Annotated in this window: 14 protein-coding genes; 8 read left to right on the top strand and 6 right to left on the bottom strand. The window is 61.7% G+C overall.

Features of this window, described 5'->3' with window-relative positions; all coding sequences use genetic code 11:
* Nucleotides 1-50 precede the first annotated feature (50 nt).
* A complete protein-coding gene (locus ACQZ5K_RS22045) occupies nt 51-1,349 on the bottom strand; it encodes a M16 family metallopeptidase (protein WP_448741452.1) in 1,299 nt (432 codons plus the stop codon).
* Between the two features lie 21 nt (nt 1,350-1,370).
* The gene (thrC, locus tag ACQZ5K_RS22040; RefSeq protein WP_003520498.1) at nt 1,371-2,768 is read right to left on the bottom strand and encodes a threonine synthase; all 1,398 of its coding nucleotides are present in this window, start codon (nt 2,766-2,768) and stop codon (nt 1,371-1,373) included.
* A 264-nt stretch (nt 2,769-3,032) separates the two neighbouring features.
* On the opposite strand from thrC, the gene ACQZ5K_RS22035 reads away from it, so the two are divergent.
* Nucleotides 3,033-3,572, top strand: coding sequence for a PilZ domain-containing protein (locus ACQZ5K_RS22035; protein ID WP_162936788.1), 540 nt, complete (start codon nt 3,033-3,035; stop codon nt 3,570-3,572).
* Nucleotides 3,573-3,767: 195 nt separating this feature from the next.
* Here the strand turns inward: ACQZ5K_RS22035 and ACQZ5K_RS22030 are convergent, their stop codons facing one another.
* Nucleotides 3,768-4,457, bottom strand: coding sequence for an HAD family hydrolase (locus ACQZ5K_RS22030; RefSeq protein WP_448741409.1), 690 nt, complete (start codon nt 4,455-4,457; stop codon nt 3,768-3,770).
* A 222-nt stretch (nt 4,458-4,679) separates the two neighbouring features.
* On the opposite strand from ACQZ5K_RS22030, the gene ACQZ5K_RS22025 reads away from it, so the two are divergent.
* A complete protein-coding gene (locus tag ACQZ5K_RS22025; protein ID WP_448741408.1) occupies nt 4,680-5,360 on the top strand; it encodes a GntR family transcriptional regulator in 681 nt (226 codons plus the stop codon).
* Nucleotides 5,361-5,405: 45 nt separating this feature from the next.
* Nucleotides 5,406-5,867, top strand: a complete 462-nt coding sequence (locus tag ACQZ5K_RS22020) for a DUF1284 domain-containing protein (RefSeq protein WP_448741451.1) — start codon at nt 5,406-5,408, stop codon at nt 5,865-5,867.
* On the opposite strand, the gene ACQZ5K_RS22015 is transcribed toward ACQZ5K_RS22020, so the two are convergent.
* Nucleotides 5,827-6,927 (bottom strand): hypothetical protein, encoded by a 1,101-nt coding sequence (locus ACQZ5K_RS22015; protein WP_448741407.1) that lies wholly within the window; start codon nt 6,925-6,927, stop codon nt 5,827-5,829. The genes ACQZ5K_RS22020 and ACQZ5K_RS22015 overlap by 41 nt on opposite strands.
* Nucleotides 6,928-7,164: 237 nt before the next feature.
* Here ACQZ5K_RS22015 and ACQZ5K_RS22010 point away from each other — a divergent pair, with 237 nt between their 5' ends.
* The gene (locus ACQZ5K_RS22010) at nt 7,165-8,310 is read left to right on the top strand and encodes a DNA methyltransferase (protein ID WP_448741406.1); all 1,146 of its coding nucleotides are present in this window, start codon (nt 7,165-7,167) and stop codon (nt 8,308-8,310) included.
* Between the two features lie 330 nt (nt 8,311-8,640).
* On the opposite strand, the gene ACQZ5K_RS22005 is transcribed toward ACQZ5K_RS22010, so the two are convergent.
* Nucleotides 8,641-9,255, bottom strand: coding sequence for an HAD family hydrolase (locus ACQZ5K_RS22005; protein WP_448741405.1), 615 nt, complete (start codon nt 9,253-9,255; stop codon nt 8,641-8,643).
* Complete coding sequence (mutY, locus tag ACQZ5K_RS22000; protein ID WP_448741450.1) at nt 9,252-10,364, bottom strand: A/G-specific adenine glycosylase; 1,113 nt, start codon at nt 10,362-10,364, stop codon at nt 9,252-9,254. The genes ACQZ5K_RS22005 and mutY overlap by 4 nt, the downstream gene beginning before the upstream one ends.
* Nucleotides 10,365-10,492: 128 nt before the next feature.
* Between mutY and ACQZ5K_RS21995 the strand changes: the two genes are divergently transcribed.
* The 4 genes from ACQZ5K_RS21995 to ACQZ5K_RS21980 all read left to right on the top strand — a co-directional run bounded on the left by ACQZ5K_RS21995 (nt 10,493) and on the right by ACQZ5K_RS21980 (nt 15,868).
* The gene (locus tag ACQZ5K_RS21995; protein ID WP_448741404.1) at nt 10,493-10,957 is read left to right on the top strand and encodes a hypothetical protein; all 465 of its coding nucleotides are present in this window, start codon (nt 10,493-10,495) and stop codon (nt 10,955-10,957) included.
* 27 nt (nt 10,958-10,984) lie between these two features.
* Entirely contained in the window at nt 10,985-11,506 is a 522-nt protein-coding gene (locus ACQZ5K_RS21990; protein ID WP_127756237.1) for a DUF721 domain-containing protein, read from the top strand.
* A gap of 129 nt (nt 11,507-11,635) precedes the next feature.
* Nucleotides 11,636-12,316 (top strand): DsbA family protein, encoded by a 681-nt coding sequence (locus tag ACQZ5K_RS21985; RefSeq protein WP_448741403.1) that lies wholly within the window; start codon nt 11,636-11,638, stop codon nt 12,314-12,316.
* Between the two features lie 84 nt (nt 12,317-12,400).
* Nucleotides 12,401-15,868 (top strand): chromosome segregation SMC family protein, encoded by a 3,468-nt coding sequence (locus tag ACQZ5K_RS21980; protein WP_448741402.1) that lies wholly within the window; start codon nt 12,401-12,403, stop codon nt 15,866-15,868.
* Nucleotides 15,869-16,186 lie beyond the last annotated feature (318 nt).

Here is a 16,186-nt window from a genome sequence, read left to right as displayed (position 1 = left end):
GGCGAAAAAGATGAGCGGTCTTCGCCTTTAAATCCCGCTCTCATATCGGTTTATCCGTTCGCCTTTATCCTTGGGGGCTGCTGCGCGGAAAGCGCCGCAGTGATGTCGGAAAGAGGCGGCAGATGTTCGAGCGGGCCAATTGCGGACAATGTCGGAACTGTATCGAAAAACAGCCGTCCCGCAAGATCGGTCAGGCGCGCGCGGGTGATGTCGCCAAGCCTCTCCATCATCTCTTCATTGGGGATGGGTCGACCGTAAAGCATCATCTGCCGGGCCATCTGGCCGGCGCGGGCGGCCGGGCTTTCCTGACCCATCAGCAATTGCGCGCGAATCTGCGCCCGGGCGCGGTCGATTTCTTCCTGATGGATGGTCTGCGAGGACTTGCGAAGTTCCTCCAGAATGACGGGCACCAGTTCCGGCAGGTCGTTGCCGCCGGTGGCCGCATGCACGCCGAAGATGCCGGTATCGGAAAAGCCCCAGTGGAATGCATAGACCGAATAGCACAGGCCGCGATATTCGCGCACTTCCTGGAACAGGCGGGAGGACATGCCGCCGCCCAGTATATTGGCGAGAATCTGCGAACAATAGAAATCGCGGGCATGATAGGCCTTGCCCTCGAAGCCGAGGAGCACCTGCGCATCCATCAGGTCGCGGGTCTCGCGGATTTCCCCGCCGGTATAGATAGCCTTTTCGAGCACCGGCGTGGCGACGGGCAATTGCGGCAGCGAGGCGAAACGTTCTTCCACCTGCTTCACGAAGCTCTCGTGATCGACAGCGCCTGCCGCCACGACGAAGATGCGGTCCGTCGTGTAGTTGCGGGCGAGATAATGCCTGATCTGGCCGGTGGTGAAGGATTGAACGGTGTCCGGCGTGCCGAGGATCGGGCGGCCGATGGTCTGGTCGCGATAGGCGACACCGGAGAAATTGTCGAAGATCACGTCGTCGGGCGTATCGGTCGCAGCGCCGATTTCCTGCAGGATGACGTTTTTCTCCCGCTCTAGCTCGTCTTCGTCGAACAGCGATTCCGTCAGGATGTCGGCAAGGATATCGACGGCGAGGGGGACGTGGTCTTTCAGGACGCGGGCGTAATAGGAGGTCGTTTCCGTCGATGTCGCGGCGTTGACTTCGCCGCCGACATTTTCGATTTCTTCGGCGATCTGCCGGGCGGTGCGGCGCGCCGTGCCCTTGAAAGCCATATGTTCGAGAAGATGGGCGATGCCGTGTTCGGCAGTCGTCTCGTTGCGGGAACCGGATTTGATCCACACCCCAAGAGCGACGCTTTCGAGATGCGGCATTTTTTCCGTCACAACGGTCAACCCGGACGAAAGCCGGGTCACATTTACTCTCATACTCAACGTCTTTCCGCGTCTCTATTTGCCGGCGCGTGCGTGCTTGCCGATGAAGGTTTCCACGGCTTTGAGCTCCGCATCCAGAATGTCGAAACGCTCCTCCCGGTTCATAATGTCAGCTAACCATACTGGAAGCGCAGGCTCGATTGCGCAAGCGGATTTTACAGCGGCCGGGAATTTAGCCGGGTGAGCGGTCGACAGAACCACCATCGGGCTTGACGCCTTTTCATGCTTTTCCGCCACGAAAACGCCGGTCGCCGTATGCGGGTCGATCAGGTAGCCGGTTTTCTCAAGCGTGTCGCGGATCGTTGCCGCCACCTGCTTTTCGGTGGCGCGGCCGGCGCGGAAATCCTTCTTGATGAATTTCAGCGCGTGCGGCGGAATTTCAAAGGATCCCGACTGCTTGAGGCCGTCCATCGATGCCTTTACCGCAGCGGAATCACGGCCATAGGCTTCGAACAGCAGCCGCTCGAAGTTGGACGAGATCTGGATGTCCATCGAAGGCGAGGTGGTCGGCTTGACGCCGCGCATCTCGTAGCGGCCGGTCTTCAGCGTGCGCGCCAGAATGTCGTTGTCATTGGTGGCGATGACGAGCTTGTCGATCGGCAGGCCCATCTTCTTGGCGACGTAACCGGCGAAGATATCGCCGAAATTGCCGGTCGGAACGGTGAAGGAAATCTTCCGGTCGGGGCCGCCGAGCGAGAGAGACGCGGTGAAATAATAGACCACCTGCGCCATGATGCGCGCCCAGTTGATGGAGTTGACGCCGGAAAGCTTCACGCCGTCGCGGAACTTCACGTCGTTGAACATCTCCTTCACCAGCGTCTGGCAATCGTCGAAATTGCCGTTGATCGCCAGCGCATGCACGTTGGAAGCGGTCGAGGTCGTCATCTGGCGCTGCTGCACCGGCGAGACCTTGCCGTTCGGGAAAAGGATGAAGATATCGGTGCGCTCGCGGCCGGCAAAGGCGTCGATGGCCGCACCACCGGTATCGCCCGAGGTGGCGCCGACAATGGTGGCGCGCTCGCCGCGTTCGGAAAGCGTATAGTCCATCAGGCGGGCGAGAAGCTGCATCGCCACGTCCTTGAAGGCGAGCGTGGTGCCGTGGAAAAGCTCGAGAACGAAGGTGTTAGGTCCGGTCTGCGTCAGCGGCACGACGGCAGGATGGCGGAAGGTCGCATAGGCGTCGTCGATCATCGCCTTGAACTTGTCTGCCGGAATCTCGCCGCCGGTGAAACGGTAGAGAACCTCGAAGGCGACGTCCTGATAGGACTTGCCGCGCAGGTTGCGGATTTCCTTCTTCGACATGGAAGGCCATTTGCGCGGAACGTAAAGCCCGCCGTCACGGCCAAGGCCCGCCAGAAGCGCGTCGCAAAAACCAAGCGAAGGGGCCGCACCCCTGGTCGATACATATTCCACGAGATAGTCCCTTATCCGTTACCGATGCGATCGGCGTCTTTGTCCGCAGCGTCTCACCGGAATGAGGCGATTGGCGAGCTAATGAAGGGCTTTTCTGAAAATTCAAGCAAAACCGAACATGCCAATCGATTTTTTCCGGCGTCGCTGCTATAGACCATCGCCAACCTGGGTGAAAGGTCAATAAACAGCGTCTCCGGTTCTGTTCCGGGACAAGGGAGAGGATTTAGAAGAGTGTCAGGGAATTTCTTGCGTTTGTCCGCCGCGATGTCGCTTCTCGTCGTTGTTGCAGGATGCAATTCCTCCAACCCGTCGGACTCGCTTGCCGTCAACCCGCCGGCGGCGCAGGCCGCACCGACGGCTGCCGTGGTTCAGGCCAATTGCCCGGCCGTGACGGTTCTCGATGCCAACGCCGTTCATCGCGTCTATGCCGGCGGCGCCAAGGACGATCCGCAGAAACTCGCCTATCAGGTCTCGCTGTCCGATACGACGCGTTCGTGCACCGCCAATGAATCGACGCTGACAGTAAACGTGCTGGCCCAGGGCCGCCTCGTTCCCGGCCCGATGGCCAAGCCCGGCCGCGTGACCGTGCCGATCCGCGTGACGGTGAAGGACGGCGACGGCGAGATTTACGGTGAAACCACCGCCTTCGCCATCGATGTTCCGGCAGGCGGGGCCGGCACGCAGTTCATCTTCAACAACGACCACGTCGCCATCCCCAACGGACCGGGCGGCGCACCGAAGTCTGTCAGCGTCTTCATCGGCTTCGCCGAGCAGGGCGCAAAGGCCAAGACCAAGCGCCGGTGATTTGACGGGCTAGATGTAAAAACCGGGGGCTGCTTTTGCGGGCTCCGGTCAGATCGCGGACAAACCATTCCTCACGCGCGACGTCATCCTCGGGCTTGTCCCGAGGATCCAAACACGTATCGTAAAACCAAACCGTTGCAGATGCTCGGGACAGGCCCGAGCATGACGAAGCGGCGTTTGTGACAAAGCCACAGATTAAAAAGCGCCTTCCCACTCCGCCATTGCCGCAATCACGGCCGGCAGGTCCTGCATGCGCGAGATCACGGTTTCCGCGCCCGCATCCGTCAGCCGGTCGGCGTGGCTCGGATAGGTGTGGGATGCGCCGGTGAAGCCGATGACGCGCATGCCGGCGGCTCTTGCGCCATGGATGCCGTGCATGGAATCCTCGACCACGACCACGCGGTCGGGGGAAACGCCGAATTGCGCCGCGCCGTGCAGGAAGATGTCGGGCTTCGGCTTCACGCGGTCGGCTCCAAGGTCCTTGGCGGAATAGATATGCGGCGCGAAATAGGGCTTCAGGCCCACCTTCGTCAGCATCATGTCGAGGCGGTGGCTCGATGAGTTCGAGCAGATGCAACGCGGCGTGGTCAGGCGCGACAGGGCGAATTTCACGCCCTCGATGATCTTCACGTCGCGTTCCAGCCGCATGTCGAGCAGCTTTTCCGACTTGTCGAGCAGCGAGGCGGAGAGCGGAATGCTGGCTTCGCTTTCCACCTGCAGAAGAATGTTCTTCCAGGTCATGCCGGCGAAACGTTCGCCCATTTCCTCGACGGAGATCGGATATCCGGCTTCGGTCAAGAGGCGGGATTCCACCTGCGCCGCGATGATTTCGGAATCGACCAGAACGCCGTCACAGTCGAAAATAATGAGGTCGAAGCCGCTCATGGGCGCTCCCTGTATCGGATTTGGCTGGAAGAAAATGATGCCGGGCTTTTAGACCATGTCCGCGCCAAGCTCAACCGGCTCGCCCGCAAAGGTCGGTCCCATCAGGCTCATAGCTCGGTCGGCCCGTGTAAGCGACTGTGCCGCCTCGAATATTTGGTTTGGCGTCCCTCTTTCGCGCAAAAACCGCTACACACGGCCGCGCCATATGCGTTATGGGATGTTATGCCCAAGACAGTGAAAAATACGCCCGAAGACACCATTGCCGCGCGCATCAGCCGCACGCTCGCCGACCGCATCGTTCGCGGTGAGCTGTCGCCGGGCGAAAGGTTGCGGCAGGATCACATCGCCGCCGAATTCGGCGCGTCGCATGTGCCGGTGCGCGAGGCATTCCGCCGGCTGGAAGCGCAGGGGCTTGCCGCCAGCATTCCGCGCCGGGGTGTCCGGGTGGCGGATTTCGGCCTTGACGATGTGCGCGAGGTGGCGGAAATGCGCGCCGCCCTTGAGGTCCTGGCGCTGCGCCACGCCATTCCCAACATGACGCCCACCATTCTCGACCAGGCGGAGGCGGCGACGCTCGAAGGCGACAGCGCCGTCGACGTGCAGCATTGGGAGGAGGCCAACCGCCGCTTCCATCGTCTCATCACCGCGCCCTGCAACATGCCGCGCCTGATGGAGGCGATCGACGGGTTGCATGCGGCGAGCGCCCGCTTCCTCTTTTCCGCCTGGCGTGCCGGCTGGGAGCGCCGTACCGATACCGATCACCGCGCGATCATCGATGCGCTGCGCGGCGGCCGCGCCGAAGAGGCGGTGCGTATCCTCGACGGACATGTGCAATGGATCGGCCGCAAGGCGATCCGCACCTCGTCCGGCTCGGTGCGCGACGCCTTCGCTATCGTTGGATAGGGCGGGCCCGTGACCGTTCGCCTCCGGCCCCACCATCTTCTCTGTATGCTTACTTACGTGGGCAAGGGATATACGTCCGGTTTCGTCGAAAATTACGACCGTGTCGCCGCCCGCCTGAATGCCGGCGAGGAGGATATCGAGCTGGTGGATGGTCCGGACGATATTTGCGAAGGCCTGTTGTGTGAAAGCCATGCCCACTGTTTCAACGAAGGCGTGGTGCAGCGGGACGAGACGGCCCGCCTTTCGGTGTCAGCGCTTTTGGGCGAGACACTGACCGCCGGCAAGAAGCTGCAGGCGACGCCCGACTTTCTCGCGAAGATGCGTCTGGCTTTCGCCGCAGGCGAGATCAGGCCGGCCTGTCGAGGCTGTCAGTGGATAAGGCTGTGCGACCGTATCGCGGCGTCAGGCTTCGCAGGCGTGAAAATCGGAGAACGTCCGGAGCCTCCGGCCGGGCGGCGGCCGAGGCCTACTGCGGCACATCCGTCTCGGTTCTCTCGGCGGCCTTGACCGTCGCCTTGATCTCCTTCGGCTCGCGGCCGGATTTCTTGTCGTAGCTCACCTTCACCGAATATTCGCCGGGATGCAGGGTTTCCTGATGCTGCGTGCCGTAACGGCCGGAAATCTCCTTCTGCGTGCCCTGAAGATCCTTTGTGGTTTCAACGATATCGATCCGTTCCGCACCGGGCGCCTTGATGGCGAGAACGCCCGCATCGAGATCGAGGGTGATTTCGGTTCGTTTTCCGGCAGTTACGGTGAATGGTTGTTCCACCGTCACCTTGCCCAGACGCGCGCGCATGACGAAGTCACCAGCGGGCATTTCCATGATCTTGCCGGTGCCGTAAATGCCGTTGATGGTCTCACGCGTGCCATCCAGCGTTTCCCTGGCCGACATCGCTTCGAAGCGGATATCGTCCGTTTCCACCGCCCTGCCGCCTTCCGCATAAACGGCCTTGGCGATCACCACGCCGCTTGGAATGACCAGCTCGTGGCTGATCTTCTCGCCCGCCTTGATGGCAAGCTTCTCCTCAGCCCGCGCCGGGCCGATTCTGCCGGTGAGGACGACGTCTCCCGCCGGCACGAAGACGGTATTCTGGCCATAGACGCTGTCCTTGAAGTCGCCCTTGGTGATTTCCGTCTTCGCCTGCGTTTCCACATCGCCGCCGGCGCTGCGTTTCGGCACGACGGTCAATTCCGCAGCATCAAAATTCACCTTCGGCCTCGCGACGCTTCCGTCCTTCACCTCGAATGACACTTCGCGGGTCACATTGCCCAGCGCCGCCACCCCGACATATTTGCCCGCCGGCAGTTTCGCCTCGAAGGTGGCGTCATAGGAACCGCCGGCATTGTCGTCGGTCCGCCCGCCGGAGCGGTCTGCCTTGTAGAAATCCCACCGCACCCTGTCGCTGTTGCCGAGCGACGGGCCGCCATCGAACAGGACCGCATCGGTGACGACGTTATATTGCGGGGCCGGTTGCTGCGCCTGCGATGGCGCCGGCAGCGCCGTTGCGAAAAGTGCGGCGCAGACGACATTCATGGAAAGAGAAGCCATTTTCATCACGGACCCCATTGCGGATTACCCCCTGCCATCATGGCTCTTCCTGCCGCGCCGATATGCGGGGACAGGAGAACCCGTTGTGCACAACGTTTTTGCCCGACTTCGGGTTCCCCCGCCGGCCGCCGCAAATCGCGCCTGCGGGCCGCGACAGCCATTTATTTCGCATTTTCCGTGACTTGTTCAGGCTTTGATAACCATCTTCGGTAACCATAAGCATCAGTAGAGAGTAAGCGTATGGAGCGAGTACCAATGGCAGCAGTTTTTCCGCTGGCCGATTTTCGGCGTGCCGGTTTTGATCGTGCGGGCGAGAGCGACGCCTGGAAAGACAGCATCATCAAAGGTGATTGTGTCGCTGCCTTGGATGCCCTCCCGAGCCAGTCGGTCGATGCGATTTTCGCCGATCCACCCTATAACCTTCAGCTTGGCGGCACGCTTTACCGGCCCGATCAGTCGCTGGTCGATGCCGTCGATGACGAGTGGGACCAGTTCGCCTCCTTCGAGGCCTATGACGCCTTCACCCGCGCCTGGCTGCTCGCCTGCCGCCGTGTGCTGAAGCCGAACGGCACCATCTGGGTCATCGGCTCCTACCACAATATCTTCCGCGTCGGCTCCATGCTCCAGAACCTCGATTTCTGGATCCTGAACGACATCGTCTGGCGCAAGACCAACCCCATGCCGAACTTCAAGGGCCGCCGGTTCCAGAACGCGCATGAGACGATGATCTGGGCCAGCCGCGATCCGAAAGCCAAGAACTACACCTTCAACTACGATGCGCTGAAGGCCTCCAACGACGATGTGCAGATGCGCTCCGACTGGCTGTTCCCGATCTGCAGTGGCAACGAGCGGCTGAAGGGTGACGACGGCAAGAAGGTGCATCCGACCCAGAAGCCGGAAGCGCTGCTGGCGCGCATCATCATGGCCTCCACCAAGCCGGGCGATATCGTGCTCGACCCGTTCTTCGGCTCCGGCACCACGGGTGCCGTTGCAAAACGTCTCGGCCGCCACTTCGTCGGCATCGAGCGCGAACAGGATTACATCGATGCGGCATCCGCCCGCATCGCCGCCGTCGAGCCGCTCGGCAAGGCGGAACTGACCGTGATGACCGGCAAGAAGGCCGAACCGCGCGTTGCCTTCAACACATTGGTGGAAAGTGGCCTCGTCCGTCCGGGCCAGGTGCTGACGGATGCACGACGCCGTTATAGCGCCATTATTCGTGCCGATGGTACGATTGCATCCGGCGGGACCGCCGGCTCCATTCACCGCCTCGGCGCGAAGGTGCAGGGTCTCGACGCATGCAACGGATGGACGTTCTGGCATTTCGAAGACGGCGACGCGCTGAAGCCGATCGACGATCTGAGAGCGATCATCCGCAGTGAACTGGCAAAGGCCGAATAGTCAAAGCCCAAAAGGCTTGGACGCAACGATCCACCGCCCGCCCTTGTCAGCCTATGTCTCCGTCCGGTTTAGTACCTTCAGTCCCGGATGGAGAACGACCAACGCCCGGCACTTCGGTGTCGGGCGTTGGTGTTTTCGAGTATACTATTTTAGCAAGACAAGTTTCGCGCAAGAGATCGGCAATACTGTCTCAAATCAGAGCAGTGGTTGTGAAAATCCGGTTCGGAAAAATCACAAAAACATTGCGTCCGATGCCGCTTGCGGCAGGACTGGCGCAGGCCGGAGACCGCCATTTCCGCCTGCGCCAATTTCTTTTCCTGATGTGGGAATTTATCGGACTTCCACCCCGAAGTCGCGCAGATCCTGCTTTAGCTTCTCAGCACCGGTAAAATGCACCGCCTGCCAGCCCGCCGCTTTCGCGCCTTCGACATTGGCGAGCGTATCGTCGATGAATAGGCTGGTGGCTGGATTGAGGTCGAATTCCTTCGCGTGCAGATCATAGATCGCCACGTCAGGCTTCAACAGCTTCACATCGCCGGAAACGGTGACGCCGCGCGGCAAAGTGAGGAAGGGGAACATTTTCTGGGCCTCGCGGAAGGTGTCGGAGGCGAAGTTGGTCAGCATGGTCACGTCGTAGCCGCTGTCGATCAGGGCAACCATGATCGCGACGCTGTCGTCATAGGAATGCGAGACCATCTCGTGCCAGAACTTGCGGAAGGAACGGATGTGCTCTTCCCGCTCCGGAAACTGCTCCACCAGCAGCGCCTCGGCATCCTCCCAGCGGCGGCCGCGATCCTGTTCCAGGTTCCAGTCATGGGTGCAGACATTCTCGAAGAACCATTTGCGCTCGTCGGCATCGGGGATGAGGCGGCTATAGGGAATATGCGGATCGTAGTGGATCAGCACCTTGCCGATGTCGAATACGATATGCTCAATCTTGGTCATCGAAATTTCCTGCTTTCATCGAATGCGGATGGAATAGCTTGGGCGATGACTTTTTTCATCACCGTTGGCAGCGCCTGTGCGTCAAGATTTGTAACCGGCTCCCACCATCCGTCATCCGGACCGGCTTGAAGTCCGTCCGGCACCTGCGCGCGATAGACGGTGAGCCGCAGTTCGAAATGGGTGAAGACGTGCACGATAACGCCCGCCGCCTGCCAGCCGGCGGCAAAGGGCGCATGGCTCGCCTCCGTGCCGCCGTCCATACGGGCGGTCCATGCCGTTGTCGGCACCTCGGTCATGCCGCCGAGAAGCCCGCTTTCGATGCGCCGGCGGAGCAGGATTTCGCCGCTTTCATTCACCGCCACGAAGGCGGCCCCGAGCCGCACCGGCTTTGCCTTCTTCGCCGCCTTGACCGGAAAACGCTCCGGCTCGTCATGGGCAAGTGCAAGACAGTGGCCGTTGAACGGACAGAGCGCGCAGGCCGGCCGTTTCGGCGTGCAGATCGTCGCGCCGAGATCCATCATCGCCTGGGCGAAATCGCCGGGCCGGTCGGAAGGGGTAAGCGCGGCCACCTTCGCTTTCATGGCGGGCTTTGAGCCGGGCAGGGGAGCGTCTATGGAAAAGAGGCGGGAGATGACGCGCTCCACATTGCCGTCCATCACCGCCGCCTGCCGGTTGAATGCGATGGCCGCCACGGCGGCGGCGGTATAATCGCCGATGCCGGGCAGTTGCTTCAGACCCTCTTCGCTGCCCGGAAAGATGCCGTCATGGTCGCGCGCCACGGCTTCGGCGCATTTTTTAAGGTTGCGGGCACGGGCGTAATAACCGAGCCCTGCCCAGGCCGCCATGACATCTTCGACCGGCGCCGCGGCCAGATCGCTGACGCTTGGCCAGGCGGTGAGAAAATTAAGGAAATAGGGTTTAACCGCCTGCACCGTCGTCTGCTGCAACATGACCTCCGACAGCCAGACGTGATAGGGATCGGCGCGTTTTCCCCGTGCCGCCATGGCCGGAGACGTGCGCCATGGCAGTTCGCGATGGTGCCGGTCGTACCATGCGAGAAGTTGTTCCGCTGTCGGATGGGATATGTGTTGTCGCGCATCTGTGTTCATCGCCGCTGAACATAGAGACGGCGCGGCAATCTGCAACAGGATACCCGTTGCGACGGCGTGGAAAACCGTATCCCGCAATGAGCGCCCTGACATAGAATTCCTCCATTCGATTCAGGAGGAACGAACCCATGCCAAACACGCTGCTGGAAATGATACCCCCGCCACTCCAGTACACTATCGGAGTTTTGCTGGCCCTGTGCCTGATAGGGTGGTTGCTGAACCATATCGGCCGGCTGTGTTTCGGGCATGAGAACAGCGTGGCCTTTGTGGTGGCGCGCCTGATCCGCGAAATCCGCCAGCTGGAAAAGATGCGGGGAAAGCCCTCCCGCCGTTTTCGTATTCTCGAATCCGGTTTCTGGGCGATTTTCTGCCACGGCCTGTGGATATATCTGTCCGTCGTGCTGATCTGCATGTTGGTGATCGCCGCTATCTCGGATAAGCCGGGAATAGGACATCTGAAGATTTTGGCTGGCGGATATTTCCTCTTTGGATGTTTGGCGGTCAGAATGATACGCTTGGGCGCCTGCCGGGACTGGCGGCGATTCCGGGCGCTGTTGCGCGGCGAAGAAGATGACGATGGCGCGACCGCTTGAGGCCGCTTGGCCTCTGTCGAGGAGAGCATGAAGAAACCCGCAGATTCATTCCGCAAAGGCGTCGTGCAGATCGCCGAAGTCGCCAATGGCATCATGGACCCCGTGTTGTCCAAACGAGCCGGCATCAACACGGCGCTGCTCGGCTCCTGGGACGAGATCGCCGGCGAGGACTTCGCTGATTGCACCCGGCCGGAAAAGATCACCTGGCCGCGCCGCGATGAGGGGCCGGATCGCGGCGGTTATCAGCCGGGCGTGCTGACGATCGCCTGCGAAGGCGCGCGCGCCCTGTTTCTCACCCATGCGCAGGGCGAACTGATTGCCCGCATCAACGGCTTTTTCGGCTTTCCGGCGGTGCGCCAGATCAGGATCGTGCAGAAACCGGTGTCGCAGACCATCACCCGCCGGCGCAAACCGCAGCCCCTGCGCGGTGATGCGGCAAAACGTCTCGATGACATGATGGACGGCATCGAGAGCGAGGCGCTGCGCAAGGCGGTGGAAAGGCTTGGAACGGCGGTATTGCAGAAAAAGCCGCGCGGCAGGACGATTTGATGTGCACAGGCTGTCCTTGACTGGTCACAATTCTTTGACAAGAAGAGTTCAAAACCCCGCTTGTGATGAACAGGCCGTCGCTATATCGGAATCAACGGACAATAGAGTCTATTACCAACAGGTGCTTTCATGCATTTTCCCGAACTGACCATTTCCCGTCGCAGCCTCCTCGGCGGCGTTGCTCTTGCCGCCGTTGCCACGGCCCTGCCGTTCGCCTTCACGCCCGGTATCGCCGAGGCGCAGGAATTGCCTGAATCCACCGGCGATGTGGATATGGCTGCGGTGATGAAGCCCGGCCCGCTGCCGGAAGCGGCGCTCGGCGATGCCAACGCACCCGTCAAGATCGTCGAATACATGTCGATGACCTGCCCGCACTGCGCCAACTTCCACAACAAGACCTTCGAAGAGATCAAGAAGAAATACATCGATACCGGCAAGGTCTATTTCGTGCTGCGCGAATTCCCGTTCGATCCGCGCGCCGCTGCCGCCTTCATGCTGGCGCGCTGCGCACCGGAAGGTCAGTATTTCCCCTTCGTTTCCATGCTGTTCAAGCAGCAGCAGAGCTGGGCTACGGCGCAGGATGCGCGCGCCGCCCTGCTGCAAATGTCGAAAATGGCCGGTTTCTCACAGGAGTCTTTCGAGGCCTGCTTGACGAACCAGAAACTTCTGGATGATGTGAACGCAACGATGCAACGCGGTGCGACGGAATTCGGCATCAACTCCACGCCGACTTTCATCATCAACGGCAAGAAATACGCAGGAGACATGTCGGTTGAAACCATGTCGGCTGTCATCGACAAGCTGCTCTGATCGCCGGACCCTGAAAGAAACGGGCGGCGGATATTTCCGCACGCCCGTTTTTTATTGCCCATATTCTTGCCGGGGCGTGACGGCATGAAGTTCAACAAGCTCCGCCTCGTCGGTTTCAAGTCTTTCGTCGAGCCTTCCGAATTCATCATCGAGCCGGGGCTTACCGGTGTCGTCGGCCCCAATGGCTGCGGCAAGTCCAATCTGGTCGAAGCGCTGCGCTGGGTGATGGGCGAGAATTCCTACAAGAACATGCGCGCCTCCGGCATGGATGACGTCATCTTCTCCGGTTCCGGCAATCGCCCGGCCCGCAATACCGCCGAAGTCGGCCTTTACCTCGACAATTCCGACCGCACCGCGCCCGCCGCCTTCAACGATGCCGATGAAATTCAGGTGACGCGCCGCATCGAGCGCGAAAACGGCTCCGTCTACCGCATCAACGGCAAGGAAGCGCGCGCCAAGGATGTGCAGCTTCTCTTCGCGGATGCCTCCACCGGCGCGCGCTCTCCCTCCATGGTGGGGCAGGGGCGTATCGGCGAACTCATCAACGCCAAGCCGCAGGCCCGCCGCCAGCTACTGGAAGAGGCGGCCGGCATTTCCGGCCTGCATTCCCGCCGCCACGAGGCGGAGCTTCGCCTGCGCGCCGCCGAGACCAATCTGGAGCGGCTGGAAGACGTTACCGCCCAGCTGGAAAGCCAGATCGAAAGCCTGAAGCGTCAGGCCCGGCAGGCCAACCGTTTCAAGATGCTGTCAGCCGATATCCGCGCCCGCGAAGCTACCCTGCTGCACATCCGCTGGGTGGAGGCGAAGGAAGCCGAAGGCGAGGCGGAAAGCGCGCTCAATCAGGCGACCAACATCGTTGCCGAAAAGGCGCAGGCGCAGATGGAGGCGGCAAAGCAGCAGGGAATCGCCAGCCTGAAGCTGCCGGAACTGCGCGAGGACAAGGCGAAAGTCGCCGCTGCCCTGCAACGCCTGCAGATCGCCCGCACCCAACTGGATGACGAGGCGAACCGCCTGCTGCGCCGCCGCGACGAGCTGGCGCGCCGCCTGTCGCAGCTTGGCGAGGATATTATCCGCGAGGAACGGCTGGTCTCCGATAATGCCCAGATACTCGCACGGCTCGATGAGGAAGAGGCCGAACTTCTGGAAATCCTCTCCGATTCCGGCCGCCATGCGGAAGAGATGCGCGAAGCCTTCGAAGCCGCCGCTGTCAAACTGGCGGAAAGCGAAGCCATCTTCACCGCGATTACCGCCGAACGGGCCGAAGCCGCCGCCGCGCGCCAGCAACTGGAGCGGGCGATCCGTGATCTTTCGGATCGTAAGCTGAGGCTGGAACGGCAATCGCAGGAGGCATCCGCCGAGATCGATGCCATCGACGAAAAGCTCTCCGGTCTTCCCGATCCTTCCGAACGGCGAGAAGCGGTCGAGGCGGCGGAGATCGCGGTCGAGGATGCCCTGATCGTGGTGGAGGAAGCCGAAGCCGCCGTCGCGGAGGCCCGTTCCGCCGAAGCGCTGGCGCGCGCGCCGCTGGAAACGGCGCGGAACCGGCTGAACGCGCTGGACACGGAAGCGCGCACCATCACCAAAATCCTTGCCTCCAGCGCCGCTGCCAATGGCAGCTTTACGCCGGTGGCGGAAGAAATGACGGTGGAGCGCGGTTTCGAGGCGGCATTGGGTGCCGCCCTCGGCGACGATCTCGAAAGCCCGCTCGATCCCGCAGCACCCGCCTATTGGGCCGGCAATGGCGATGGCGCGGGTGATGCCGTCCTGCCTCAGGGCGCGAAACCGCTTCTGGATTATGCGCAGGCGCCGGAAGCCCTGCGCCGCGCTTTGGCGCAGATCGGCGTCGTCGCAAACACTGCGGAAGCCCTGCGCCTGCTGCCGCATCTGAAGGCCGGCCAGCGGCTGGTGACGCGCGAAGGCGCGCTGTTGCGTTGGGACGGTCACATCGCCAGCGCCGATGCGCCGGGTGCCGCAGCGCTTCGCCTGTCGCAGAAGAACCGCCTCGCTGAAATCGAGACAGAACTGGATGAGGCCCGCTCCATTCTGGACGAGGCCGAAGACCAGCTTGCCGCGAAAACCGAAGATATCCGCAGCAGCGAATTGCGGCTCTCGGACGTGCGCGACAGAAGCCGTCTTGCGACCCGCCATCTTGCCGAGGCGCGCGAGGCGCTCACCGCCGCCGAACGGGCCTCGGGCGATCTGCTGCGCCGTCGCGATATCGTGTCCGAAGCCCTGAACCAGATCGGTGCGCAGATCGACGAAATCGCCGTTCAGGAGGAAAACGCCCGCATCGAAATGGAAGACGCGCCCGATCTTTCCGTGCTTGATCTGCGGCTGCGCGAAAGCCAGCTTGAAGTCGCGACCGACCGCGGCCTTCTGGCGGAGGCCCGCGCCCGCCATGAGGGTGTGAGCCGCGAGGCGGAAAGTCGCCAGCGCAGAATTCAGGCGATAGGGCAGGAGCGCTCCACCTGGCAATCGCGTGCGGCAAGTGCGGCCGATCACATCGCCACGCTGCGCGAACGCGAGGAAGAGGCGCGCGAGGAAATCGCCGAGCTGGACATAGCGCCGGAGGAGTTCGATGAGAAACGCCACAACCTCCTCAACGAATTGCAGAAGACCGAAGACGCCCGCCGCGAGGCCGCCGACCGGCTGGCCGAGGCGGAAAACCTGCAGCGCGCCGCCGACCGTGTGGCGGCAACGGCGCTTTCGGAACTGGCCGAAGCGCGCGAAAAGCGCGGCCGCGCCGAAGAACGGCTGGTCTCCGCCCGCGAAAAACGACAGGAAACCGAACACCGCATCCGTGAAACGCTGAATACCGAGCCGCATATGGCGTTCCGCCTGACCGGCCTGGGCCCGGACCAGCCGAAGCCCGATATTCGCGATGTCGAGCGCGATCTCGACCGGCTGAAGATCGAGCGCGAAAGGCTGGGCGCGGTCAATCTGCGCGCCGAGGAAGAGCAGGCTGAGCTTTCCGCCAAGCTCGAAGCGCTGATCAAGGAACGCGACGACATCATCGACGCCGTGCGCAAGCTGCGCGCCGGCATCCAGAACCTCAACCGCGAAGGCCGCGAACGGCTGATCGCCGCTTTCGATGTGGTCAATTCGCAGTTCCAGCGGCTGTTCACCCATCTCTTCGGCGGCGGCACGGCGGAATTGCAGCTGATCGAATCCGACGATCCGCTGGAAGCGGGGCTGGAAATCCTCGCCCGCCCGCCGGGCAAGAAACCGCAGACCATGACGCTGCTTTCAGGCGGCGAACAGGCGCTGACGGCCATGGCGCTGATCTTCGCGGTCTTCCTCACCAATCCCGCGCCCATCTGCGTGCTGGACGAGGTGGATGCGCCGCTCGACGACCACAATGTCGAGCGTTATTGCAACCTGATGGACGAGATGGTGGCCTCCACCGAAACCCGCTTCGTCATCATCACCCACAATCCCATCACCATGGCGCGCATGAACCGCCTCTTCGGCGTCACCATGGCCGAACAGGGCGTGTCGCAGCTCGTCTCCGTGGATTTGCAGACCGCTGAGCAGTTGCGCGAAGCCGTCTGAGGCTTCTTTTCCCGTTCGCCTTCATTACGAATTTATCTGGCGGTATCACCCATTCGGGTGAGCGACAATGCGCGGTGTTTTGCTATGTTTTCCGCAGGGGCCAAAGGGCTCGTCACAGACCCCACCATCCGGTTTCCTGTACCGGATGGAATGCCTTGCGAGGCCGCTGCCGTGGCCTCGCAAGGCTTTCTTTTTCGGCTGAAGAATACGGGCGGGCTCCCTCATCAAGTCAGTCTTGTTTGGATGTTTTCATACTCTTTGAGCCTGGCGTTTGCGATCACGACGATGTGCCGCATTATCGCGCCGAGGGCTGTGAGC

It is taken from the genome of Agrobacterium sp. 22-226-1 (assembly GCF_053522345.1).
The sequence above is the reverse complement of the archived record's forward strand: the minus strand, read 5'-3'. Positions and strand labels throughout refer to the sequence as shown.

What these genes read in the sequence shown, in the direction of transcription:
- ACQZ5K_RS22035 (WP_162936788.1), top strand. Translation starts at nt 3,033, where the DNA reads ATGTCGCTTCTCGTCGTTGTTGCAGGATGCAATTCCTCCAACCCGTCG.
- ACQZ5K_RS22045 (WP_448741452.1), bottom strand. Translation starts at nt 1,349, where the DNA reads ATGAGAGTAAATGTGACCCGGCTTTCGTCCGGGTTGACCGTTGTGACG.
- ACQZ5K_RS22015 (WP_448741407.1), bottom strand. Translation starts at nt 6,927, where the DNA reads ATGGGGTCCGTGATGAAAATGGCTTCTCTTTCCATGAATGTCGTCTGC.
- ACQZ5K_RS22020 (WP_448741451.1), top strand. Translation starts at nt 5,406, where the DNA reads ATGCTTACTTACGTGGGCAAGGGATATACGTCCGGTTTCGTCGAAAAT.
- ACQZ5K_RS21995 (WP_448741404.1), top strand. Translation starts at nt 10,493, where the DNA reads ATGCCAAACACGCTGCTGGAAATGATACCCCCGCCACTCCAGTACACT.
- ACQZ5K_RS22030 (WP_448741409.1), bottom strand. Translation starts at nt 4,457, where the DNA reads ATGAGCGGCTTCGACCTCATTATTTTCGACTGTGACGGCGTTCTGGTC.
- ACQZ5K_RS22025 (WP_448741408.1), top strand. Translation starts at nt 4,680, where the DNA reads ATGCCCAAGACAGTGAAAAATACGCCCGAAGACACCATTGCCGCGCGC.
- mutY (WP_448741450.1), bottom strand. Translation starts at nt 10,364, where the DNA reads ATGAACACAGATGCGCGACAACACATATCCCATCCGACAGCGGAACAA.
- ACQZ5K_RS21985 (WP_448741403.1), top strand. Translation starts at nt 11,636, where the DNA reads ATGCATTTTCCCGAACTGACCATTTCCCGTCGCAGCCTCCTCGGCGGC.
- ACQZ5K_RS22005 (WP_448741405.1), bottom strand. Translation starts at nt 9,255, where the DNA reads ATGACCAAGATTGAGCATATCGTATTCGACATCGGCAAGGTGCTGATC.
- ACQZ5K_RS21980 (WP_448741402.1), top strand. Translation starts at nt 12,401, where the DNA reads ATGAAGTTCAACAAGCTCCGCCTCGTCGGTTTCAAGTCTTTCGTCGAG.
- ACQZ5K_RS22010 (WP_448741406.1), top strand. Translation starts at nt 7,165, where the DNA reads ATGGCAGCAGTTTTTCCGCTGGCCGATTTTCGGCGTGCCGGTTTTGAT.
- ACQZ5K_RS21990 (WP_127756237.1), top strand. Translation starts at nt 10,985, where the DNA reads ATGAAGAAACCCGCAGATTCATTCCGCAAAGGCGTCGTGCAGATCGCC.